This is a genomic window from Streptomyces sp. AM 4-1-1 (assembly GCF_029167625.1).
Classification (GTDB): Bacteria; Actinomycetota; Actinomycetes; order Streptomycetales; family Streptomycetaceae; genus Streptomyces.
In genome coordinates this window covers 4625121-4648690 of sequence record NZ_CP119145.1, presented here as the reverse complement: position 1 = coordinate 4648690, position 23570 = coordinate 4625121, and the positions used below count along the sequence as shown (strand labels likewise).

19 protein-coding genes are annotated in these 23570 nt (G+C 67.1%); 4 read left to right on the top strand and 15 right to left on the bottom strand.

The window, feature by feature from the left end; all coding sequences use genetic code 11:
• The 5 genes from rplC to PZB75_RS19680 form a co-directional block, all read right to left on the bottom strand.
• On the bottom strand, positions 1-645 hold the full coding sequence (gene rplC / locus PZB75_RS19700) for a 50S ribosomal protein L3 (protein ID WP_275536623.1): 645 nt from the start codon (positions 643-645) through the stop codon (positions 1-3).
• Between the two features lie 13 nt (positions 646-658).
• Positions 659-967 (bottom strand): 30S ribosomal protein S10, encoded by a 309-nt coding sequence (gene rpsJ, locus PZB75_RS19695; RefSeq protein WP_003948644.1) that lies wholly within the window; start codon positions 965-967, stop codon positions 659-661.
• Between the two features lie 537 nt (positions 968-1504).
• Positions 1505-1672 (bottom strand): DUF397 domain-containing protein, encoded by a 168-nt coding sequence (locus tag PZB75_RS19690; protein ID WP_275538774.1) that lies wholly within the window; start codon positions 1670-1672, stop codon positions 1505-1507.
• 56 nt (positions 1673-1728) lie between these two features.
• On the bottom strand, positions 1729-1935 hold the full coding sequence (locus PZB75_RS19685) for a DUF397 domain-containing protein (protein ID WP_275536622.1): 207 nt from the start codon (positions 1933-1935) through the stop codon (positions 1729-1731).
• Positions 1932-2804: a helix-turn-helix transcriptional regulator gene (locus PZB75_RS19680; RefSeq protein ID WP_275536621.1), complete on the bottom strand. Its 873-nt coding sequence runs from the start codon at positions 2802-2804 to the stop codon at positions 1932-1934. Before PZB75_RS19680 ends, PZB75_RS19685 begins: the two co-directional genes overlap by 4 nt.
• Before the next feature lie 140 nt (positions 2805-2944).
• On the opposite strand from PZB75_RS19680, the gene PZB75_RS19675 reads away from it, so the two are divergent.
• From PZB75_RS19675 to PZB75_RS19660, 4 genes are all read left to right on the top strand, one after another.
• Entirely contained in the window at positions 2945-3382 is a 438-nt protein-coding gene (locus PZB75_RS19675) for an ATP-binding protein (protein ID WP_275536620.1), read from the top strand.
• A gap of 149 nt (positions 3383-3531) precedes the next feature.
• Positions 3532-4440: a hypothetical protein gene (locus PZB75_RS19670; RefSeq protein ID WP_275536619.1), complete on the top strand. Its 909-nt coding sequence runs from the start codon at positions 3532-3534 to the stop codon at positions 4438-4440.
• 91 nt (positions 4441-4531) lie between these two features.
• Entirely contained in the window at positions 4532-4789 is a 258-nt protein-coding gene (locus PZB75_RS19665; RefSeq protein ID WP_275536618.1) for a hypothetical protein, read from the top strand.
• Positions 4790-5130: 341 nt separating this feature from the next.
• Complete coding sequence (locus PZB75_RS19660; protein WP_275538773.1) at positions 5131-7176, top strand: PIG-L family deacetylase; 2046 nt, start codon at positions 5131-5133, stop codon at positions 7174-7176.
• Between the two features lie 143 nt (positions 7177-7319).
• On the opposite strand, the gene tuf is transcribed toward PZB75_RS19660, so the two are convergent.
• The 10 genes from tuf to rplA all read right to left on the bottom strand — a co-directional run bounded on the left by tuf (position 7320) and on the right by rplA (position 23493).
• Complete coding sequence (gene tuf / locus PZB75_RS19655; protein WP_275536617.1) at positions 7320-8513, bottom strand: elongation factor Tu; 1194 nt, start codon at positions 8511-8513, stop codon at positions 7320-7322.
• A gap of 160 nt (positions 8514-8673) precedes the next feature.
• Complete coding sequence (gene fusA / locus PZB75_RS19650; RefSeq protein WP_275536616.1) at positions 8674-10800, bottom strand: elongation factor G; 2127 nt, start codon at positions 10798-10800, stop codon at positions 8674-8676.
• A gap of 37 nt (positions 10801-10837) precedes the next feature.
• Entirely contained in the window at positions 10838-11308 is a 471-nt protein-coding gene (rpsG, locus tag PZB75_RS19645; protein WP_031076642.1) for a 30S ribosomal protein S7, read from the bottom strand.
• 2 nt (positions 11309-11310) lie between these two features.
• On the bottom strand, positions 11311-11682 hold the full coding sequence (gene rpsL, locus PZB75_RS19640) for a 30S ribosomal protein S12 (protein ID WP_003948652.1): 372 nt from the start codon (positions 11680-11682) through the stop codon (positions 11311-11313).
• 489 nt (positions 11683-12171) lie between these two features.
• Positions 12172-16071, bottom strand: a complete 3900-nt coding sequence (locus PZB75_RS19635) for a DNA-directed RNA polymerase subunit beta' (RefSeq protein ID WP_275536615.1) — start codon at positions 16069-16071, stop codon at positions 12172-12174.
• A gap of 130 nt (positions 16072-16201) precedes the next feature.
• Positions 16202-19684: a DNA-directed RNA polymerase subunit beta gene (rpoB, locus tag PZB75_RS19630; RefSeq protein ID WP_275536614.1), complete on the bottom strand. Its 3483-nt coding sequence runs from the start codon at positions 19682-19684 to the stop codon at positions 16202-16204.
• 599 nt (positions 19685-20283) lie between these two features.
• The gene (rplL, locus tag PZB75_RS19625; protein ID WP_275536613.1) at positions 20284-20667 is read right to left on the bottom strand and encodes a 50S ribosomal protein L7/L12; all 384 of its coding nucleotides are present in this window, start codon (positions 20665-20667) and stop codon (positions 20284-20286) included.
• Positions 20668-20752: 85 nt separating this feature from the next.
• Positions 20753-21313, bottom strand: a complete 561-nt coding sequence (rplJ, locus tag PZB75_RS19620; protein WP_275536612.1) for a 50S ribosomal protein L10 — start codon at positions 21311-21313, stop codon at positions 20753-20755.
• A gap of 370 nt (positions 21314-21683) precedes the next feature.
• Complete coding sequence (locus PZB75_RS19615; RefSeq protein WP_275536611.1) at positions 21684-22601, bottom strand: hypothetical protein; 918 nt, start codon at positions 22599-22601, stop codon at positions 21684-21686.
• A 169-nt stretch (positions 22602-22770) separates the two neighbouring features.
• Positions 22771-23493: a 50S ribosomal protein L1 gene (gene rplA / locus PZB75_RS19610; protein WP_275536610.1), complete on the bottom strand. Its 723-nt coding sequence runs from the start codon at positions 23491-23493 to the stop codon at positions 22771-22773.
• Positions 23494-23570 lie beyond the last annotated feature (77 nt).

Here is a 23570-nt window from a genome sequence, read left to right as displayed (position 1 = left end):
TCAAGCCCCCTTGGCCGCGGTACGGACCAGGACGAGGCCGCCGTTCGGACCGGGGACCGCGCCCTTGATGAGCAGCAGACCCTTCTCCGCGTCAACCGCGTGGATGGTCAGGTTCTGGGTGGTGACCCGCTCGTTGCCCATACGACCCGCCATGCGCATGCCCTTGAAGACACGCCCAGGGGTGGCGCAGCCACCGATCGAGCCGGGGGAGCGGTGCTTGCGCTGGGTGCCGTGACCGGCGCCGAGGCCCTTGAAGTTGTGACGCTTCATGACACCGGCGAAGCCCTTGCCCTTGCTCTTGCCCGTGACGTCGACCTTGACGCCGGACTCGAACACCTCGGCAGTGACCTCCTGGCCCAGCGTGTACTCGCTGGCGTCAGGGGTGCGGAGCTCCACCAGGTGGCGGCGCGGAGTCACGTCGGCCTTGGCGAAGTGACCCTTGAGGGGCTTGTTCACCTTGCGCGGGTCGATCTCGCCGAAGGCGATCTGGACCGACTCGTAGCCGTCGCTGTCATTGGTGCGGACCTGGGTCACGACACACGGCCCGGCCTTGACGACGGTCACCGGGACGACCCGGTTGTTCTCGTCCCAGACCTGGGTCATGCCGAGCTTCTCGCCCAGGACGCCCTTGATGTTCTTGGTCATCTCGCGCGTCACCTCAGAGCTTGATCTCGATGTCGACGCCCGCCGGCAGGTCGAGGCGCATGAGCGAGTCAACCGTCTTCGGCGTGGGGTCGAGGATGTCGATGAGGCGCTTGTGCGTCCGCATCTCGAAGTGCTCGCGCGAGTCCTTGTACTTGTGCGGCGACTTGATGACGCAGTACACGTTCTTCTCAGTGGGCAGCGGCACCGGGCCTGCGACCGACGCACCAGTGCGGGTCACCGTCTCGACGATCTTCTTCGCCGAAGAGTCGATGACCTCGTGGTCGTAGGCCTTGAGCCGGATGCGGATCTTCTGTCCCGCCATGGCTACTTTGTAGTCCTGTTCTCTCGTCACGCTCTGGAACCCGGGTGTCCTGCGACTCCGACTCCGACCCACGCGGTCGGGTGTGTCGCTCCCCCTCCACGGAGATCTCCCGAAGGATTTCCCAGCCAAGGGTTTGCGGGCCCAAGGGCCGCGCCGCGCTCGGTGAAGAGCTGGTCGGAGGCGAACTGCATCCGCAGGTACGAACACGGATGCGGCCACCGGGTGCCTGGTCTGCGCCCTGCTGACACTTCCCGGAAGATTCCCGTACGTCCGATCCGCATGGGATCGACGAGTACTGTGGGACTCGCTTCCGGTCCTCCCGGCGGGAGGCGCGCAGCATTGACACTCAACCGAGCAACCTGGTCAGTGTGCCATACGGGACGTGACGCTGGCCAATCGGGCCAGGGATCTTACCCCCAGCGGTCGACCGGTCAAACGCGGGCGCGCTCCGACTGCGGCAGGGGGGCGGCGCGAGGCCGCCGCCGCCCCCCGATGCCCCGGTTCACCACGGAGACGCCCCGGCCCGCCCCTCCCGCTTCAGCGCCCGGACGCGTACGCGACGAAATCCGCCCACGCATCAGACGCGAACCCGAGCTGCGGACCCGACACCACCTTGGAATCACGCACCCGCACCGAACTCGCGGCCGCCGCGACCTCGACGCATGAAGGACCGTCGCTGGTGCTGTAGCTGCTCTTGAACCACATCAGCCCGGAAACGTCTCCGGCCGAGTGCTTGCCACTCACGTTTCTCCCCTGCGGGCTCAACGCCCGGACGCGTACGCAACGAAATCCGCCCACGCATCAGGCGCGAACCCGAGCTGCGGACCCGACACCACCTTGGAATCACGCACCCGCACCGCACTCGCGGCCGCCGCGACCTCGACGCAATCAGGGCCGTCGTTGGTGCTGTAGCTGCTCTTGAACCACATCAGCCCGGAAGCGTGTCCGGCCGAGGACTCCACACTCATGTTTCTCCCAGCAGTTTCTCGATGAAGGCCCGCGACAACCGAGGTGTGAGCGCCTGGGCCCGGATCATGCCGTACCGCATCTCAAGGATCTGGACCTCCTTGGGATCAGTGATCAGCCGACTGGTGAGCTGAACCTCGTTGTGCCCGACAGTCGTACCGTCGTTCAGCTTAAGCACCCGGTGGGAACCCGCCAGACCCGCGTGCTCCTCCGCCTCCGTCGGCATGACCTGAATCTCGACATGCCTCAACGCGCCTACATCCAGCAGGTGTTGAAGCTGGCGCTGCAACACGGCCCTGCCACCCGTCGGCCGCCGCAGCGTCGCCTCTTCCTGGACGAACGTGAGCAGGGGTGCGGGCTGTCGCTCGAACACCGACTGGCGGGCCATACGGGCTGCCACCAGGCGTTCGACCTCCTCCTCCGCGAAGGCGGGCCGCCGCTCCCCGTACAGGGCACGGGCATACTCCTCGGTCTGCAAGAGACCGTGTACGACATTGCCGGCGTAGGCCCCCATCTCGACGGCGTTCGCCTCAAGCTTGGCCAGATCGCGGACCTTCTTCGGATACCGCGCCTCCGCCACGTCCTTCTTCATGGCGGAGAGCTTCCCGCCCGCCCCCAAGACCTCGTCCGCCCGGTCCAGGAACTCCGGCTTCGGAATGCGCTTGCCGGCCTCCACCTTGTAGACCTGGTTCTCCCCGTACCCGATCGCCGCACCCAACTCCGTCGCGCGCAGCCCCGCCGCCTCGCGCCACAGCTTCACCTGCCGCCCCACCGCGGTGATCACGGCGGCGGAGTCGGCGTCCAGACCGAGATCCCGATCGGGATCGTCTCCGCCGTTCGTTCCGTACGACCTGCTCTCTTCTCCGCTCATACCGACACCTGCCTCCCACGTGTGCCACAGAACTGGACGCCGTACCCAACTGGACAGGGCCGAAAGACGACTGGACAGTGACTGCCCGTACTCACCTCACCCCTGTTCAGAGTAGGCACGGAGCGACCACTCTGCGTAACGTGAATCAAGAAATCACCCGAACCGGACGTTCCGTTCTCACCCACGAGTTCACCGTGCTGCTCTCCCCCACCCGTCGGGGCGCCAGACTCGCCCGACTGCTCACCACGGCCCATCTGGGCTGCTGGGGACTGCCGACGGATTCCGCGGCGCACATCGTGGCCGAGCTGGCCGTCAACGCCACGATCCACGGCCGTGTACCGGGCCGGGACTTCCGGCTGAGCCTCCGCGTGCGCGACGAAACGCTGTTGCGGATCGAGGTCTCCGACGCCCGGGGTGAGCACCTTCCGCCCGCGCCGGGGACGACGGGAACGGTCGCCGAGGACGCGGAATCGGGCCGGGGACTGCTGATCGTCGAGGCGCTGGCCGACCGCTGGGGCGTGACGCCGGGGCCGGTGCCACGCAAGACCGTATGGGCGGAACTCGATCTCGCTCCGTAACCCTGCCTCCACCGGGTCGCTACGGATCGCGCCCCGGTGGACCACACCGCCGAATTCGGGGGCGGCCGAAAGCACATACATCACACCATCGGGTGAGTATTCACCGTTTTGGCATATGCCAGGGGTCTGTGGCGTTTAGCGTTTGGTGCATGGTCAATTCCTCACATGAGGCGATGCATCGGATCTTTCAGGAAGATCCGGGTATTTTCACTCGGACGTTCAGGTCGTTGGGTGTGTCTTTTCCTGATCCGGTGGCGGTGTCGTTGCTGCCGACGGATCTCACCGAGCTGAAGCCGCTGGAACGGCGGCTGGACACGTTGTTGCGGGTGGACACGGCGGAGGGGGGTGGGTATCTGCTGGCGGTGGAGGCGCAGGGGCGCAGGGATGTGGCGAAGGAGAGCAGCTGGGCGTATTACCTGGCGCATCTGCGGGCGAAGTACGGGCTGGGTCCGGTGCTTTTGGTGGTGTGTCAGGACGAGGCGACGGCGTTGTGGGCGCAGGGTCCGTTCCGGATCGGTCCGCCGCAGTGGCCGTCGTTGCTGGTGCGTCCGCTGGTGCTGGGTCCGCACAATGTGCCGGTGGTGACGGATGCGTCGGTGGCAGCGCGGGATGTTCCGCTCGCGGCGTTCTCGGCGATTACGCATGGTAGGAAGCCGAATGCTCCTGCGATACTTCACGCACTGGCCACCGCGCTGAAGAGTGTCGACGAGGAGACCGCGACGATCTTCAGTGAGCTCACCGAACTCGGCCTGGGAAACACCCCGGCCGCTCAGGTCTGGAGGGACCTCATGGCTGTCGACCTCTCGTTCTTCCGCTCCGAAACCTCCCAACGCCTACGCTCCGAAGGCCGAGCGGAAGGCAAAGCCGAAGGCAAAGCCGAAGGCAGGGTGGAAGGCCAGGCCGAAGCTGTCCTCCTGATTCTGGACCGCCGCGGCCTCCTCCTCACCGATGAAGCGGTCCACCGCATCCGTACCTGCACCGATCCCGACACCCTCCACCACTGGCTCGAACGCGCCATCACCGCCACCACCACCGAAGACCTCTTCACCCAACACTGACCCACACCGACCCCCGTCCCTACTCCAGGAGCGGGGGCCATCTCCTCATGGGCATCGGCCTTCCCCGGCCGCTCAGGTCTGGAGGGACCTCATGGCTGTCGACCTCTCGTTCTTCCGCTCCGAAACCTCCCAACGCCTACGCTCCGAAGGTAAAGCCGAAGGCCGAGCCGAAGGCAGGGTGGAAGGTCAGGCAGAAGCCGTGCTGCTGATCCTGGACCGCCGCGGCCTCCTCCTCACCGACGAAGCGGTCCACCGCATCCGCACCTGCACCGATCCCGACACCCTCCACCACTGGCTCGAACGCGCCATCACCGCCACCACCACCGAAGACCTCTTCACCCAACACTGACCCACACCGACCCGTAACCGGCCCCGCCCCCGGACACACCACGCCCGGGGGCGGGGCCGTCCCCATCTCCTCCCTCCCTGGTCAACCGCGTCCGGCACGCAGGCAACCCACCCGCCCGCCTCCCCGTCTAGTCATCCGCGCGAGCCGGCTCGGGAACGGTTCGCGCGCACCACGACAGCGACAGCGAACAGCGGCAGCACAGGGCAGAGCAGGCACTCCCCCATCCGCCCGCTGCGGGGACAGCGGACGGAGTACGCGGCGTGACGGACAGATCTGCGCGGAGCGCGACCGGCGGCGGCATATCCAGCGCCGGTACCGGAGGCGGACGAGGGTCCGCTCGAATACCGCGGCGCAGTGTCGTCGTGGCCGGGTCCGTGCTCGGCCTCGCGTCCGTCGCCGGCTGCTCCGTACCCGCTCCCCGGCGGCCGAACCCCGCCGCCGATCCGGCACCCGGCCTCACCATCAGCAGCTCGCGACGGGCCCGGCTGATGCAGATCCTGGCCCACCCGGACGACGACCTCTACTTCATGAACCCGGACACACAGCGCGCGCTGGACGCCGGGACGCCGCTGGTCTGTGTGTACCTCACGGCCGGGGAGGCGGACGGGGTCAACAAGGCCCCCGGCAAGGCCGAACCCACTCCCGACAAGGGGGCGTACTCCTCCGCCCGCCACCAGGGGCTGCGCCAGGCGTACGCCACCCTGATCGGGCTTCCCCGCTTCACCGGCTGGCAGAAGTCCGTCGTCCAACTGCACGGCGGCCACCGCGCCGAGCTGAACAGCCTCACCAACGGCGTCCGCCGGGTCGAGCTGATCTTCCTCAACACCGCGATGCACAGCCGCCGCGGCAAGCTGGGGCTGCCCACTCTCTGGGAGGACCGCGGGCTGAGCCTGCGTACCGTCGTCGCCGACGACTCCCCGCTGCGGCGGCCGGGCGCGTACACCTACGACGGGCTGATCGATGTGCTCGTCGCACTGCTGGAGGAGTACCGGCCCACCGTCGTGCACACCCTGGACCCCGACCCGGACATCCAGCACAGCACCGACGCCGTCCGCAGGAAGGACAGTGAGCAGCGCGGCTACTCCGATCACGCGGACCACACCGCGACCGCGTCCTTCGCCTGGGCCGCGATGATCCGGTGGGTTGCGCGGTCCGCCGCTCGTGGGGAAGGCGTTCCGGGGTTCGTGGTCACCGCGTTCCGGGGGTATTACAACCGGCACTGGCCCAAGAACCTCCCGCACGATGTGCTCACGGAGAAGGCCGCGCACCTCGTCCCGTACGGCGGCGACGCCGACTGGGAGTGCGGCAACCCGGGTGGCTGCGGTGACTACAACGTCGGCGGCGACCGGCCCCTCACCAACAAGAAGGGCTGGGTCCGCGCCACCCACCACCGCTATCCGGGGCCCCGCACCGTCGTGGCCACCGAACCGGACGGGCGGCTCGCCGCCTACGGAGTGCTCGGGCTGCGGGCCGTGCGGTGGCGGGAGACCGCGCCCGGCAACGGCGTCTGGGGGCCGCCGGACGATCTCGGTGGCGGCCCGCTCGCCCCGGTGCTGGGCGGCGCCGCGCTCGCGGACGGGCGGCGGCTGCTGTTCGGCCTGCGGTTCGCGGCGCTCGCCGGGCACGGCTCGGACAACAGGCGGGAGATCGTCCTGCTGGAACAGCGCTTCCCCGGCGGCCCGTTCCTCGCCTGGCGCGGGCTCGGCAATCCTGAGCCGGACCAGGACCGGGGCCGGCGGATCGGGGTGCCGGTCGCGGTGACCGCGCCCGACGGCCGGGTGCATCTCTTCGTGCGGAACGCCGACATGGGTGTGGTTACGCGGGTACGGGACCGGGCCGGCCGGTGGGGCGTGTGGCGCGACCTCGGCGGCGCCGCCGTCCAGGACGGGCTGACCCCGGTCGTCGACAGCGGCGGGCTCGTCCACCTGTACGGTGCGGGCCGGGACGCGGTGCACCACTGGGCGCAGGAGACGGCCGCGGGCGAGGTGTACGCCCGGCCCCCGATCGCCGGGGTGCCGGTGCCCGGGGACGGCCCCGCCGCGCTGCCCGCCCCGGACGGATCGGTCGAGCTGTTCTACCGGCCGGCGGCGAAGGCCCGGCTGACCACGGTCCGCGGGGGTACGGCCGTGGACATGATCGGGTTCGACGGGTACGGCCCCGTGACCGCCGCCGCCGCGACCCGGGGGCAGGTGCTGCTGGGCCGTACCTCGCGGGGCCTCGTCCAACTCCGTACGGACACGGGTCTCTCCGTACGGACCGGGGGGCCCGTCGCCCTGGACGGCCCCACGCTCCACCTAGCCGACAGCGACAGCGACGACGTCCGCGACGGACGGCCGACCGTGGTGGGTCTCGGACCGGACGCGCTCCCCTGGCTCTGGCGCCCCTGACCCGGCGCCGGGGCCGGACCCCGACCCGGGCGGGACACACCATGCGAAAGAGCCCCGGTCCACCGCTCACGCGGTGGGACGGGGCCCTTCGTGGTGCTCTGTGCGGAGCTACCAGGTCAGACAGTCAGCGAGTACGGAGGTACTTACTTGACGATCTTGGTGACCTGGCCGGCGCCCACGGTCCGGCCACCCTCACGGATGGCGAACTTCAGGCCCTCCTCCATGGCGATCGGCTGGATCAGCGCGACCGACATGACGGTGTTGTCGCCCGGCATGACCATCTCGGTGCCCTCGGGAAGGGTCACGACGCCGGTCACGTCCGTGGTACGGAAGTAGAACTGCGGGCGGTAGTTGTTGAAGAAGGGGGTGTGACGGCCACCCTCGTCCTTCGACAGGATGTAGGCCTGGGCCTCGAACTCGGTGTGCGGCGTGATCGAGCCCGGCTTGATGATGACCTGGCCGCGCTCGACGTCCTCGCGCTTGATGCCACGGAGAAGGAGACCGACGTTCTCACCGGCCTGGCCCTCGTCGAGCAGCTTGCGGAACATCTCGATGCCGGTGACCGTGGTGGTGGTCTTCTCCGGCTTGATGCCCACGAGGTCAACGGTCTCGTTGACCTTGAGGATACCGCGCTCGATACGACCGGTGACGACGGTGCCACGACCGGTGATCGTGAAGACGTCCTCGATCGGCATCAGGAACGGCTTGTCGACGTCACGCTCGGGCTGCGGGATGGACTCGTCGACGGCCTTCATCAGGTCGAGGACGGTCTGGCCCCACTCCTTGTCGCCCTCAAGGGCCTTGAGCGCCGAGACCTTGACGACCGGAAGGTCGTCGCCCGGGAACTCGTACTCGGAGAGCAGCTCGCGAACCTCGAGCTCGACGAGCTCCAGGATCTCCTCGTCGTCCACCATGTCGGCCTTGTTCAGCGCGACGACGATGTAGGGGACGCCGACCTGGCGGGCCAGGAGCACGTGCTCCTTGGTCTGCGGCATCGGGCCGTCGGTGGCCGCGACCACGAGGATGGCGCCGTCCATCTGCGCCGCACCCGTGATCATGTTCTTGATGTAGTCCGCGTGACCCGGGCAGTCGACGTGCGCGTAGTGACGCGACTCCGTCTGGTACTCGACGTGCGCGATCGAGATCGTGATACCGCGCTGGCGCTCCTCGGGAGCCTTGTCGATCTGGTCGAAGGCCGAGGCCTCGTTCAGGTCCGGGTACGCGTCATGCAGCACCTTGGTAATGGCGGCCGTGAGGGTCGTCTTACCGTGGTCGATGTGACCGATGGTGCCGATGTTGACGTGCGGCTTAGTCCGCTCGAACTTCGCCTTCGCCACTGGGTCCTCCTGTGGAGTGGTTCTGTACGCCTTGCTTCATCGGCGCCAGGTGATCTTTGCTGGGATGCCGGGGCCGGGGGCGCACACCGCACAGCTCGCGCGCTGCGGTGAATGCCCTACCAGGCTCCGGTGACAAGCCTAAAGCGTGAGCTCGGGAGAGTTACTCGCCCTTGGCCTTCGCGATGATCTCCTCGGCGACGTTCCGCGGAACCTCGGCGTAGGAGTCGAACTGCATCGAGTAGCTTGCGCGACCCGAGGTCTTGCTGCGGAGGTCTCCGACGTAGCCGAACATCTCCGAGAGGGGCACGAGGCCCTTCACGACGCGAGCGCCGCTGCGCTCCTCCATGGCCTGGATCTGGCCACGGCGGGAGTTGATGTCGCCGATGACATCGCCCATGTAGTCCTCGGGCGTGGTGACCTCGACGGCCATCATCGGCTCCAGGAGCACGGGGGACGCCTTGCGCGCGGCCTCCTTGAAGGCCTGCGAACCGGCGATCTTGAACGCGAGTTCGGAGGAGTCGACCTCGTGGTAACCACCGTCGAGAAGAATGACGCGGACGCCAGTCATCTCGTACCCGGCCAGGATGCCGAACTGCATGGCCTCCTGGGCGCCCGCGTCCACCGAGGGGATGTACTCCCTGGGGATACGGCCACCGGTGACCTTGTTGACGAACTCGTACGACGCCTCGCCGCCCTCGATGGGCTCGATCGCGATCTGCACCTTCGCGAACTGACCGGTACCACCGGTCTGCTTCTTGTGGGTGTAGTCCACGCGCTCGACGGTCTTGCGGATCGTCTCGCGGTACGCGACCTGCGGCTTGCCGACGTTCGCCTCGACGCGGAACTCGCGCTTCATGCGGTCGACGAGCACTTCGAGGTGGAGCTCGCCCATACCACCGATGATGGTCTGGCCGGTCTCCTCGTCCGAGTGCACCTGGAAGGAGGGGTCCTCCTCCGAGAGGCGCTGGATGGCGACACCCAGCTTCTCCTGGTCACCCTTGGACTTGGGCTCGATGGCGACCTGGATGACCGGCGCCGGGAAGTCCATGGACTCCAGGATCACCGGGTTCTTGTCGTCGCACAGCGTCTCACCGGTGGTGGTCTGCTTCAGGCCCATCACGGCGACGATGTCGCCGGCGCCCACCGCCTCGATCTCCTCACGCTTGTTCGCGTGCATGCGGTAGATCTTGCCGATGCGCTCCTTCTTGCCCTTGACGGGGTTCAGCACCGCGGTGCCGGACTCCAGGCGGCCCGAGTAGACCCGGACGAAGGTGAGCTTGCCCAGGTGCGGGTCGCTCATGATCTTGAACGCCAGCGCCGACAGCGGAGCGTCGTCGGACGGCTGACGCTTGACGACAACCTCCGGGTCCTTGACGTCGTGGCCCTCGATGGCCTCGACGTCCAGGGGGGAGGGAAGGTAGCGGACAACCGCGTCGAGCAGGGGCTGGACGCCCTTGTTCTTGAACGCGGTACCACAGAACACCGGGGTGACCGTGGTGTCGCCGCCCTTGCCGGAGTTGATGGTGATGCGGCGGATCGCCGCGTACAGCTGCTCCACGGTGGGCTCCTGGCCCTCCAGGTACAGCTCCATCAGCGCGTCGTCGTTCTCGGCGACGGTCTCCAGCAGCTGGGCACGCCACTCGGCCGCGGCCTCGGTGAGCGTGGCCGGGATGTCGAGGATGTCGTACGCCTCGCCCTTGGCCGCCTCGGCGGAGTAGACGAACGCCTTCATCGTGACGAGGTCCACGACACCGGTGAAGTCGGCCTCGGCACCGATCGGCAGCTGCATCACGATCGGGGTCGCGCCCAGGCGGCCCTTGATCATGTCGACGCAGCGGTGGAAGTCGGCGCCGGTGCGGTCGAGCTTGTTGACGAAGCAGATGCGCGGCACGCCGTAGCGGTCCGCCTGACGCCAGACGGTCTCGGACTGCGGCTCAACACCGGCGACACCGTCGAACACCGTGACGGCACCGTCGAGGACGCGGAGCGAACGCTCCACCTCGACCGTGAAGTCGACGTGCCCCGGGGTGTCGATGATGTTGATGGTGTGATCGACGTCCTCGAGCGGCCAGTGACAGGTCGTCGCGGCCGACGTGATCGTGATGCCGCGTTCCTGCTCCTGCTCCATCCAGTCCATCGTGGCAGCGCCGTCGTGGACCTCACCGATCTTGTAGCTCACACCGGTGTAAAACAGGATGCGCTCGGTGGTCGTCGTCTTGCCCGCGTCGATGTGGGCCATGATCCCAATGTTGCGGACCTTGGCCAGGTCAAGCGAAGTGGTGGCCATAAGGCTCAGTCTTCTCTCGGTCTCGATGTGGGTACGACTACCAGCGGTAGTGCGCGAAGGCCTTGTTGGACTCGGCCATCTTGTGCGTGTCCTCACGCTTCTTGACCGAAGCGCCGAGGCCGTTGGAGGCGTCGAGCAGTTCGTTCATGAGGCGCTCGGTCATGGTCTTCTCGCGACGGGCGCGGGAGTAACCGACCAGCCAGCGCAGCGCGAGGGTGGAGGCGCGACCGGGCTTGACCTCGATCGGCACCTGGTAGGTGGCGCCACCGACACGGCGGGACTTGACCTCGAGCGAGGGCTTGACGTTCTCAAGCGCGCGCTTCAGCGTGATGACCGGGTCGTTGCCGGTCTTCTCGCGGAGGCCTTCCATGGCGCCGTACACGATCCGCTCGGCGGTGGAACGCTTGCCGTTGAGCAGGATCTTGTTGATCAGCGAGGTGACAAGAGGAGAACCGTAGACCGGGTCGATGATGACCGGGCGCTTCGGGGCGGGGCCCTTACGAGGCATTCTTACTTCTCCTTCTTGGCGCCGTAGCGGCTTCGGGCCTGCTTGCGGTTCTTGACACCCTGGGTGTCGAGCGAACCACGGATGATCTTGTAACGAACACCAGGCAGGTCCTTCACACGGCCACCACGCACGAGCACGATGGAGTGCTCCTGCAGGTTGTGTCCCTCACCCGGGATGTAGGCCGTGACCTCGATACCGGAGGTCAGACGCACACGCGCGACCTTACGGAGGGCCGAGTTCGGCTTCTTCGGGGTGGTCGTGAACACACGCGTGCAGACGCCGCGGCGCTGGGGCGAACCCTCGAGTGCGGGCGTCTTGTTCTTCTCGACCTTGTCCTGCCGGCCCTTCCGGACCAGCTGCTGGATCGTAGGCACTACTTCTCCGGTTTCTGTGTGCCGTTCGTGAAACTAACCTGGAACATCTCCGACCCACGCGGTCGGGTGTGTCGAATACTGCGGACTCCTGCCCGAGGGCGGGAAAGGCGCAGATTGCGATGGCCACTGACAGGCTCGCGATGCGGCTGAGGACACGCGCACGAGCCCAGGCACACCCCAGGCACAAGGTCTGAGCGTACCTACCTCACGGACTCCGGTCAAAACAAATGGCGTCCACCACGACACGCCGCGAGCGCTGTCCGGCTTGTCCGGGACCTCCTCCGACCACGGCGGTGCCCCTTCCGAGCCCCCACAAGGCCCCTCAGGGCCCGTACGGACCCCGACACCCCCGTGGGCGCCGACTCGCCGGCCGACACCGGGCCGGACGGAAGTGACGCATTCCACACGCGAACGGCGGTGTTCCACAACGCCGAGGGGCGGCCACCCCGTGCACAACGGAGTGACCGCCCCTCGGTTCGAGCGACCCGCTTACTGGTTGTACGGACCGTAGTCGTAGTCCTCCAGCGGGACGGCCTGGCCGGAGCCCGTGCCGAACGGCGAGTAGTCGATGTCGTCGTAGCCGACGGCCGAGTACATCGCGGCCTTGGCCTCCTCGGTCGGCTCGACCCGGATGTTGCGGTAGCGGGACAGACCCGTACCGGCCGGGATGAGCTTACCGATGATGACGTTCTCCTTGAGGCCGATCAGGGAGTCCGACTTGGCGTTGATCGCCGCGTCGGTCAGAACCCTGGTCGTCTCCTGGAAGGACGCCGCCGACAGCCACGACTCGGTGGCGAGCGAGGCCTTGGTGATACCCATCAGCTGCGGACGGCCGGAGGCGGGGTGACCGCCCTCGGTGACCACACGACGGTTCTCGGTCTCGAACTTCGACCGCTCGACGAGCTCGCCCGGCAGCAGCTCCGCGTCGCCGGACTCGATGATCGTCACACGGCGCAGCATCTGCCGGATGATGATCTCGATGTGCTTGTCGTGGATCGACACGCCCTGCGAGTTGTAGACCTTCTGGACCTCGCCGACCAGGTGGACCTGGACCGCGCGCTGGCCGAGGATGCGCAGCACGTCGTGCGGGTTGGTGGCACCGAAGGTGAGCTTCTGGCCCACCTCCACGTGGTCACCCTCGCGCACCAGGACCTTGGCCCGCTTCGAGATCGGGAAGGGCGTCTCTTCGCTGCCGTCGTCCGGGGTGACGACGATCTTCTTGGTCTTCTCGGTCTCCTCGATACGGATGCGGCCGGCCGCCTCCGAGATCGGGGCGACACCCTTGGGCGTACGGGCCTCGAAGAGCTCGACGACACGGGGCAGACCCTGGGTGATGTCGTCACCGGCCACACCACCGGTGTGGAAGGTACGCATCGTCAGCTGGGTGCCGGGCTCACCGATGGACTGGGCGGCGATGATGCCGACCGCCTCACCGATGTCGACCAGCTTGCCGGTGGCGAGCGAGCGTCCGTAGCAGAAGGCACAGGTGCCGACCGCGGACTCACAGGTCAGGACCGAACGGGTCTTGACCTCCTCGACGCCGGCGCCCACCAGGGCGTCGATCAGGACGTCACCGAGGTCGACGTTGGCAGGCGCGATGACCTTGCCGTCGATGACGACGTCCTCGGCGAGCATGCGGGCGTACACCGAGGTCTCGACGTCGTCCGTCTTGCGGAGCCTGCCGTCGGTCCCCTTGACCGCGATCTTCAGCTTGAGGCCGCGGTCGGTGCCACAGTCCTCCTCGCGGATGATCACGTCCTGCGAGACGTCCACCAGACGACGGGTCAGGTAACCCGAGTCGGCGGTACGCAGGGCGGTGTCCGCCAGACCCTTACGGGCACCGTGCGTGGAGATGAAGTACTCCAGCACGGTCAGGCCCTCACGGAAGGACGCCTTGATCGGACGCGGGATGGTCTCGTTCTTCGCGTTCGACACCAGACCACGCATACCCGCGATCTGACGCATCTGCATCATGTTTCCTCGGGCACCCGAGTCGACCATCATGAAGATGGGGTTCGTCTTCGGGAAGTTCGCGTTCATCGCCTCGGCGACCTCGTTGGTCGCCTTGGTCCAGATCGCGATGAGCTCCTGCGTGCGCTCGTCCTTGGTGATCAGACCGCGCTCGTACTGCTTCTGGACCTTCTCGTCCTGCGCCTCGTAGCCCGCGACGATCGCCTTCTTGGCCTCGGGGACCACGATGTCGGAGACGGCCACGGTGACGCCGGAGCGGGTCGCCCAGAAGAAGCCCGCCGCCTTCAGGTTGTCGAGCGTCGCCGCCACGATGACCTTGGGGTAGCGCTCGGCCAGGTCGTTGACGATCTCGGAGAGCTGCTTCTTGCCCACCGAGTAGTCGACGAACGGGTAGTCCTCGGGCAGCAGCTCGTTGAAGAGCGCGCGGCCCAGGCTGGTCCGCAGCCGGAAGGTGTCGCCCTGCTGGTACTCGGGCTCGCCCTCCTCACGGGCCGGCGGGGTCCAGCCGCGCGGCGGGATGGTGCCCACCGGGAAGCGGATGTCGACCTTCGCCTGGAGCGACAGCTCCTTGGCGTCGAACGCCATGATCGCCTCGGCGGTGGAACCGAAGGCCCGGCCCGCGCCGACGACCTCGCGCTCCGCCTCGTCCGTGGTGAGGAAGAAGAGGCCCAGCACCATGTCCTGGGTCGGCATGGTGACGGGGCGGCCGTCGGCCGGCTTCAGGATGTTGTTCGAGGACAGCATCAGGATGCGGGCCTCGGCCTGCGCCTCCGCGGAGAGCGGCAGGTGCACGGCCATCTGGTCACCGTCGAAGTCCGCGTTGAACGCGGTGCAGACGAGCGGGTGGATCTGGATGGCCTTGCCCTCGACCAGCTGCGGCTCGAAGGCCTGGATGCCGAGGCGGTGCAGGGTGGGCGCGCGGTTCAGCAGCACCGGGTGCTCGGCGATGACCTCTTCGAGGACGTCGTACACGACGGTGCGGCCACGCTCGACCATGCGCTTGGCCGACTTGATGTTCTGCGCGTGGTTCAGGTCGACCAGGCGCTTCATCACGAACGGCTTGAAGAGCTCCAGCGCCATGGCCTTGGGCAGACCGCACTGGTGCAGCTTGAGCTGCGGGCCGACGACGATGACGGAACGCGCCGAGTAGTCGACACGCTTGCCGAGCAGGTTCTGGCGGAAACGCCCCTGCTTGCCCTTCAGCATGTCGCTGAGGGACTTCAGCGGACGGTTGCCGGGGCCGGTGACCGGACGGCCGCGGCGGCCGTTGTCGAACAGCGCGTCGACGGCCTCCTGGAGCATCCGCTTCTCGTTGTTCACGATGATCTCGGGGGCACCGAGGTCGAGCAGACGCTTCAGACGGTTGTTGCGGTTGATCACGCGGCGGTACAGGTCGTTCAGGTCGGAGGTCGCGAAGCGGCCACCGTCCAGCTGCACCATCGGACGCAGGTCCGGCGGGATGACCGGCACGCAGTCGAGCACCATGCCCTTGGGGCTGTTGCTCGTCTGGAGGAACGCGGAGACGACCTTGAGGCGCTTGAGCGCGCGGGTCTTCTTCTGGCCCTTGCCGGTACGGATGATCTCGCGGAGGCGCTCGGCCTCCTCGTCGAGGTCGAAGGACTCCAGCCGCTTCTGCAGCGCGGCGGCGCCCATCGAACCGTCGAAGTACGTGCCGAAGCGGTCACGCAGCTCGCGGTAGAGCAGCTCGTCGCCCTCCAGGTCCTGGACCTTGAGGTTCTTGAAGCGGTTCCACACCTCGTCGAGACGGTCGATCTCGCGCTGCGCACGGTCGCGCAGCTGCTTCATCTCGCGCTCGGCGCCTTCGCGCACCTTGCGGCGCACGTCGGCCTTGGCGCCCTCGGCCTCCAGCTCGGCCAGGTCGGTCTCAAGCTTCTTGGCGCGGTTCTCCAGATCGGAGTCACGCCGGTTCTCGACCTGCTGACGCTCGACGGAGACGTGCGCCTCCAGCGAGGGCAGGTCGCGGGTGCGGCGCTCCTCGTCCACGAACGTGATCATGTACGCGGCGAAGTAGATGACCTTTTCGAGGTCCTTCGGCGCCAGGTCGAGGAGGTAGCCCAGACGCGACGGGACACCCTTGAAGTACCAGATGTGGGTGACCGGGGCGGCGAGTTCGATGTGGCCCATCCGCTCGCGGCGCACCTTGGCGCGAGTGACCTCGACGCCGCAGCGCTCACAGATGATGCCCTTGAAGCGGACACGCTTGTACTTGCCGCAGTAGCACTCCCAGTCCCGGGTGGGGCCGAAGATCTTCTCGCAGAAGAGTCCGTCCTTCTCGGGCTTGAGCGTGCGGTAGTTGATGGTCTCCGGCTTCTTCACTTCGCCGTGCGACCAGGTCCGGATGTCGTCCGCGGTGGCAAGGCCGATCCGCAGCTCGTCGAAGAAGTTGACGTCGAGCACTTGTCGTCAATCCCTCTTTCGGGGGTTCGAGCCCCCTCGCCGCAGCGAGAAAATGGGGCACTTCAGCAATGGTCTGAACGGGTCCGGGGAGAGCCGGCCGGATCAACGGACGATCCGGCCGGCCAACCCGTCAGACCTCTTCGACGCTGCTCGGCTCGCGCCGGGACAGGTCGATACCGAGCTCCTCCGCCGCGCGGAAGACGTCCTCGTCGGTGTCGCGCATCTCGATGGACATGCCGTCCGAGGACAGCACCTCCACGTTGAGGCAGAGCGACTGCATCTCCTTGATGAGCACCTTGAACGACTCGGGGATGCCGGGCTCGGGGATGTTCTCGCCCTTGACGATGGCCTCGTAGACCTTCACGCGGCCGGTCACGTCGTCGGACTTGATGGTCAGCAGCTCCTGGAGGGCGTAGGCGGCGCCGTAAGCCTCCAGCGCCCACACCTCCATCTCTCCGAAGCGCTGTCCACCGAACTGAGCCTTACCACCCAGCGGCTGCTGGGTGATCATCGAGTACGGACCGGTCGAGCGGGCGTGCAGCTTGTCGTCGACCAGGTGGTGGAGCTTGAGGATGTACATGTAACCGACCGAGATCGGTTCCGGGAACGGCTCACCGGAGCGGCCGTCGAACATCCGGGCCTTGCCGGACGGGAGGACCATGCGGTCGCCGTCGCGGTTCGGGATGGTGGACTCGAAGAGACCGGAGATCTCGTCCTCACGGGCACCGTCGAAGACCGGGGTCGCGACGTTGGTGCCGGGAGCGACGTCGTCGGCGCCGATCGTCTTGAGCCGCTCCATCCACTCCTCGTTGCCCTCGACCTTCCAGCCCTGGCTGGCGAGCCAGCCGAGGTGGATCTCCAGGACCTGGCCCGGGTTCATCCGGGACGGGACACCCAGCGGGTTGAGGATGATGTCGACCGGGGTGCCGTCCTCCAGGAACGGCATGTCCTCGATCGGGAGGATCTTCGAGATGACGCCCTTGTTGCCGTGGCGGCCGGCGAGCTTGTCACCGTCGGTGATCTTGCGCTTCTGCGCGACGTAGACGCGGACCAGCTGGTTCACGCCCGGCGGCAGCTCGTCGCCCTCCTCGCGGTCGAAGACGCGGACGCCGATGACCTTGCCGATCTCGCCGTGCGGGACCTTCAGCGAGGTGTCGCGCACCTCGCGCGCCTTCTCGCCGAAGATCGCACGGAGCAGACGCTCCTCGGGGGTCAGCTCGGTCTCGCCCTTGGGCGTGACCTTGCCGACGAGGATGTCACCGGCGACGACCTCGGCACCGATCCGGATGATGCCGCGCTCGTCGAGGTCGGCGAGGACCTCCTCGGAGACGTTCGGGATGTCCCGGGTGATCTCCTCGGGGCCGAGCTTGGTGTCACGGGCGTCGACCTCGTGCTCCTCGATGTGGATCGAGGAGAGGACGTCGTCCTGCACGAGGCGCTGCGACAGGATGATCGCGTCCTCGTAGTTGTGACCCTCCCACGGCATGAACGCCACGAGCAGGTTCTTGCCGAGCGCCATCTCACCCTGCTGGGTGGCGGGCCCGTCGGCGAGGACCTGGCTCTCGATGACCCGGTCGCCCTCGTTGACGACGACCTTCTGGTTGACCGAGGTGCCCTGGTTCGAGCGGGAGAACTTGGCGATGCGGTACGTGGTGTACGTGCCGTCGTCGTTGGCGACGGTGATGTAGTCCGCGGAGACCTCTTGGACCACACCCTCCTTCTCCGCCTTGATGACGTCACCGGCGTCGACCGCGCAGCGGTACTCCATGCCCGTGCCGACCAGCGGCGCCTCGGACGTGATCAGCGGCACCGCCTGGCGCATCATGTTCGCGCCCATGAGGGCACGGTTGGCGTCGTCGTGCTCCAGGAAGGGGATCATCGCGGTCGCGACGGACACCATCTGGCGCGGCGAGACGTCCATGTAGTCGACGTCCGTGCCGGGCACGTAGTCGACCTCGCCGCCACGGCGGCGGACCAGCACGCGGGACTCGGCGAACCGGAGTTCCTCGGTCAGCGGCGCGTTGGCCTGCGCGATGACGAAGCGGTCCTCCTCGTCGGCGGTCAGGTAGTCGACATCGTCGGTGACCTCGCCCTCGACGACCTTGCGGTACGGCGTCTCGATGAAGCCGAACGCGTTGATCCGCCCGTAGGAGGCCAGCGAGCCGATCAGACCGATGTTCGGGCCTTCAGGCGTCTCGATCGGGCACATGCGGCCGTAGTGCGACGGGTGCACGTCGCGGACCTCGAAGCCGGCCCGCTCACGGGAGAGACCACCCGGGCCGAGGGCGTTGAGACGACGCTTGTGCGTCAGACCCGACAGCGGGTTGTTCTGGTCCATGAACTGGGACAGCTGGCTGGTGCCGAAGAACTCCTTGATGGAGGCGACGACCGGCCGGATGTTGATCAGGGTCTGCGGCGTGATCGCCTCGACGTCCTGGGTGGTCATGCGCTCGCGCACGACGCGCTCCATACGGGCGAGACCCGTACGGACCTGGTTCTGGATCAGCTCTCCGACGTTACGGATACGACGGTTGCCGAAGTGGTCGATGTCGTCGGTCTCGACCATGATCGAGCGGCCGGACTCGCCGACCGTCTCGGTCTCACCGGCGTGCAGCTTGACCAGGTACTTGATGGTCGCGATGACGTCGTCGCTGGTGAGAACGCCGGCGTCCAGCGGCTCGTCGGCGCCGAGCTTCTTGTTCACCTTGTAGCGGCCGACCTTCGCGAGGTCGTAGCGCTTCGGGTTGAAGTAGAGGTTCTCGAGCAGCGTCTGAGCGGCTTCGCGGGTGGGCGGCTCGCCCGGGCGGAGCTTGCGGTAGATGTCGAGCAGCGCGTCGTCCTGGCCCTGGGTGTGGTCCTTCTCCAGGGTGGCGCGCATCGACTCGTACTCGCCGAACTCCTCCAGGATCTGCTCGGTCGTCCAGCCGAGAGCCTTCAGGAGAACGGTGACGGACTGCTTGCGCTTGCGGTCGATGCGGACACCGACCATGTCGCGCTTGTCGATCTCCATCTCCAGCCAGGCACCCCGGGACGGGATGATCTTGGCGGAGAAGATGTCCTTGTCGGACGTCTTGTCGATGGAGGAGTCGAAGTAGACACCCGGCGAGCGCACCAGCTGCGACACGACGACACGCTCGGTGCCGTTGATGACGAAGGTGCCCTTGTTGGTCATGAGCGGGAAGTCGCCCATGAAGACCGTCTGGGACTTGATCTCGCCGGTCTCGTTGTTGGTGAACTCCGCGGTGACGAAGAGCGGGGCGGCGAACGTGAAGTCGCGCTCCTTGCACTCGTCGATCGAGTTCTTCGGGGGCTCGAAACGGTGGTCGCGGAAAGTCAGCGACATCGACCCGGAGAAGTCCTCGATCGGCGAGATCTCCTCGAAGATCTCTTCCAGGCCGGACTTGGTGGGGACGTTCTGTCCACTGTCCAGAGCAGCCTCGACGCGAGCCTTCCAGGCGGCGTTGCCGAGGAGCCAGTCAAAGCTCTCCGTCTGCAGCGCGAGGAGGTTCGGAACCTCGAGGGGCTCCTTGATCTTTGCAAAGGAGATGCGCAGCGGGGCGGTGCTGGCGCCGTTGTTCGTATTCGCGGTCGAGGCGTTGCGCGAGGCGGCCAAGAGGGGGTCCTTCCGAGGGCTCGGACTCACTACGCGCGTACCGGTCCCATCGTTGGGCACGGGGAGAGAAGTCCCAGGTGAGGGAGATCGGTCCACGGTGCTCAAGACAGGTATGCCCCTGGTGACGGGCAGGAGGCAGCTAACAGGCAGCGCAAAGGGTCAGTGTAGCCACTCGGCTCACTGATGTCCAGTCGGGGTTCTCAGAGACCCACGTTGTTCGCAACAGCTTGTTCTCAACACCTATGACTAGCCTTCGCGCGGGGTGCGCATTCCTTTACTGCCCTCTTCGCCGACGATCCATGCCTCGGATTCGGATCGATGTGACGACGCGTCCTGAGAATTGCGCGCCACGCGCGGTTCGTCAAGGCCCCCTCGGCCCCCGACAGCGCCCCCGGCCCGCTCGCCGACCACCCCTGCGCGTCGGCCGGCGGCCCCAAGATGGGCACGGCGAAGATCACCATACTCGTCAACGGAGGAAGTTCAAGGCACCCTCTTCGGGCACGCCGAAGGGCGACCACCCGGATGGGTGATCGCCCTTCGCGATGTGACGCCCCGCCTCACAGCGGGGTTGGTCCGAACGAGTCAGAGGACTCGCAGGGTCACTTGACCTCGACGGAGGCGCCGGCGGCCTTGAGGGACTCGGCGGCCTTCTCGGCGGCCTCCTTGGCGACCTTCTCGAGGACGGGCTTCGGGGCGCCGTCGACGAGGTCCTTGGCCTCCTTGAGACCCAGCGAGGTCAGCTCACGCACGACCTTGATGACCTGGATCTTCTTGTCACCGGCGGCGGTGAGGACGACGTCGAACTCGTCCTGCTCCTCAGCGGCCTCGGCGGCGGCGGGACCGCCACCGCTGGCGGCGACGGCGACCGGGGCGGCGGCCTTGACGTCGAACTTCTCCTCGAATGCCTTCACGAAGTCGGAGAGCTCGATGAGGGTCAGGTTCTCGAACTGCGCGAGCAGGTCGTCCTGGGACAGCTTCGCCATGATGGCGTCCTTCCACTAAGTCGGCAGGTGCCGGGTGTACATGAAGGCGGGCGTACGGGCCCGCTCCGAGCCGGAGGGCGGAGGGTTACTCCGCCACCTCGGCGTCGGCGGGAGCCGGCGTACCGGCACCGCCCTGCTCGACCTTGGCGCGAAGGGCGTCCGCGGTGCGGACGAACTCCGACAGCGGGGCCTGGAACGTCGCCGCGGCCTTGGCCATCGACGCCTTGATTCCACCGGCCACCTTGGCGAGCAGAACCTCGCGGGACTCGAGGTCCGCGAGCTTCTTGATCTCATCCGCGGACAGCGCCTTACCGTCAAGGACACCGCCCTTGATGATGAGGTTGGGGTTGTCCTTGGCGAAGTCACGAAGACCCTTCGCCGACTCCACCGGGTCACCGGTGATGAAGGCAACCGCCGTCGGACCCGAGAACAGGTCGTCCAGCGTGTTGATCCCGGCCTCGTTGGCCGCGATCTTGGTCAGCGTGTTCTTCACCACGGCGTACTGGGCGTTCTCACCGAGCGAACGGCGCAGCTCCTTGAGCTGAGCCACGGTGAGACCCCGGTACTCGGTCAGCATCGCGGCGTTCGAGCTGCGGAACTGGTCCGTCAGCTCGGCCACCGCGGCAGCCTTGTCGGGCCTTGCCATGAGCGTCGGCCTCCTTCCGGATGATGAGGACCGCTCAGAAGGGGCCGGAAAAGACGAAACGCCCCGGCACAGGTGCACGGGGCGTAGCTCGACCCGACAAGTCGGGGAGCTTTCCACAGTCACCTGCGCGGGTCGTCCGTGCTCAACGGAACCTTCGGTCACTGATTCCTCTTGCGAGTGCACAGCGACGACCAGCGGTCTTTGGCTTCTGTCGAAGAGTACGCGACCGGGGTCGCGTCGGGCAAATCCGTCCTGGACCGGGCGGCCGGCACCGTGATCCGGCGCTGTCCGCCAGGACCGTCCGGACCGCCCGGACCGCCCGGCAGGGGCGGAATTCGCAGGACCTGCCGGAAGCGGAACCGGTGGAGGACTACGAGCCGCCCGATCCGCTCTGCGCCTGCTTCATCATCTCGGCGAAGTCGACCGTGTCACCGGTCGGCGGCAGCTCGGCGGCGGCCTTGACGCCGTAGTCGCTGTAGAAGACCGTGGAGTTCAGCTCTCCGGTCTTCATCATGCCCTTCTCGATCTTCTTCACCAGGAGGTCGTTCTTGTCCACCCAGATGTCGACCTGCTCGGTGGTCACTCCGGCGTCGGTCAGCTGCTTCTTGAACTCCGCCAGCTGCTCGGCGCTCAGGGCGGTGCTCTTCGCGGTCAGCTCGGCCACGTCGACCGTGCCGGAGTAGTGCGTGGCGGAGACGCCCCGTACGTCCTCCTGGCCGACCTTCTTCACATCGCCCGAGGCGAGCAGCGCCTTGACCCCCTGGTCGGGGGTGGCGTTCTGCATCTGGTCCTTCATGACCTCGCCGGACGCCCCCGCCACCTTGGCCAGGTCGTCGTACGCGTACCGGATCCAGTGCTTGCCGCCGGCCTGCTTGGCGAACGCCTCGCCCATGTTCGCGTAGTAGGCGTCCTTGAAGTACCTGGCCTGCATGGTGCCGTCGCCGCCGAGCTGCTTCATGGAGTCCGCCATGGAGCCGCCGGTGTACTTGATGGTCATGCTGCCGGTGACGCCGTCCGTCCAGTCGAGGGAGCCGGACTGGGTCATCGACATGGTGTCGCCCATGACCGTGGTGCCCTCGACCTTGGCGGACTTGGCGCCGTTGGTCTTCTTCTGGACGGTCCGCAGGGCGGCGATCGGGTCGACCTTCGCCACGGCGCCGCCGTTGTCCTTCTTCTCCGCGCTCTTGCCGCTGCCGCCGTCGTCGGAGCCGCCGCAGGCCGCCACCGAGGTCAGCATCGCCGCCATGGCGACCGTGGCCCCCACGCGTCGTACCGTCTTCGTGCTCATGAACGCTCCACCCCTCGTTGTCTGTCGGGATCACGCTAACGCAATGCTCCGACAGTCATTTATCCGTACGACTACCCCGTACGGATACGAGGACGGGCCCCGCACCTCGAAAGGTTGCGGGGCCCGTCGTACACGCGTGTCGACGCGGCTACCGGGTGAGCGCGGGGGCTCAGACGGCGGCCGGGTCCTCCTCGACGAGGAGGTTGCGGGTGCGGTTGGCGTCCAGCGGGATGCCAGGACCCATCGTCGTCGCCAGGGTCGCCTTCTTGATGTAACGGCCCTTGGCGGCGGACGGCTTCAGACGAAGGATCTCGTCCAGTGCCGCGGCGTAGTTCTCGACCAGCTTCGTCTCGTCGAAGGAGACCTTGCCGATGATGAAGTGCAGGTTCGAGTGCTTGTCGACGCGGAACTCGATCTTGCCGCCCTTGATGTCGTTGACAGCCTTGACGACATCGGGGGTGACGGTGCCGGTCTTCGGGTTCGGCATCAGACCACGCGGACCGAGCACACGGCCGAGACGGCCGACCTTGCCCATGAGGTCCGGGGTGGCGACGACGGCGTCGAAGTCCAGACGGCCCTTGGCCACCTCGTCGATGAGCTCGTCGGCGCCGACGATGTCGGCGCCCGCGGCCTCCGCGGCCGCAGCACGGTCACCGGTCGCGAAGACCAGGACCCGGGCGGTCTTGCCGGTGCCGTGCGGCAGGTTCACGGTGCCACGGACCATCTGGTCGGCCTTGCGAGGGTCGACACCCAGGCGGAAGGCGACCTCGACGGTGCCGTCGAACTTGGTGGTGGCGGTGTCCTTGGCGAGACGGACGGCCTCGAGCGGGGCGTAGTTGCGCTCCCGGTCGACCTTGGCGTCCGCAGCGCGGAGAGTCTTGCTGCGCTTCACTTCTGCTCCTGTGTGGTTTCAGGTGGGGAGTCGTGGTGCGGACCAGCGCTTGGTCCTACCACTGTCGGTCTACGGGG

Excerpts from the sequence above, each read along its gene's own strand:
- rplC (WP_275536623.1), bottom strand. The coding sequence starts at position 645 with ATGACCAAGAACATCAAGGGCGTCCTGGGCGAGAAGCTCGGCATGACC.
- rplJ (WP_275536612.1), bottom strand. The coding sequence starts at position 21,313 with ATGGCAAGGCCCGACAAGGCTGCCGCGGTGGCCGAGCTGACGGACCAG.
- rpsG (WP_031076642.1), bottom strand. The coding sequence starts at position 11,308 with ATGCCTCGTAAGGGCCCCGCCCCGAAGCGCCCGGTCATCATCGACCCG.
- PZB75_RS19665 (WP_275536618.1), top strand. The coding sequence starts at position 4,532 with ATGGCTGTCGACCTCTCGTTCTTCCGCTCCGAAACCTCCCAACGCCTA.
- PZB75_RS19670 (WP_275536619.1), top strand. The coding sequence starts at position 3,532 with ATGGTCAATTCCTCACATGAGGCGATGCATCGGATCTTTCAGGAAGAT.
- PZB75_RS19685 (WP_275536622.1), bottom strand. The coding sequence starts at position 1,935 with ATGAGTGTGGAGTCCTCGGCCGGACACGCTTCCGGGCTGATGTGGTTC.
- PZB75_RS19680 (WP_275536621.1), bottom strand. The coding sequence starts at position 2,804 with ATGAGCGGAGAAGAGAGCAGGTCGTACGGAACGAACGGCGGAGACGAT.
- PZB75_RS19690 (WP_275538774.1), bottom strand. The coding sequence starts at position 1,672 with ATGTGGTTCAAGAGCAGCTACAGCACCAGCGACGGTCCTTCATGCGTC.
- rplL (WP_275536613.1), bottom strand. The coding sequence starts at position 20,667 with ATGGCGAAGCTGTCCCAGGACGACCTGCTCGCGCAGTTCGAGAACCTG.
- PZB75_RS19615 (WP_275536611.1), bottom strand. The coding sequence starts at position 22,601 with ATGAGCACGAAGACGGTACGACGCGTGGGGGCCACGGTCGCCATGGCG.
- rpsJ (WP_003948644.1), bottom strand. The coding sequence starts at position 967 with ATGGCGGGACAGAAGATCCGCATCCGGCTCAAGGCCTACGACCACGAG.
- fusA (WP_275536616.1), bottom strand. The coding sequence starts at position 10,800 with ATGGCCACCACTTCGCTTGACCTGGCCAAGGTCCGCAACATTGGGATC.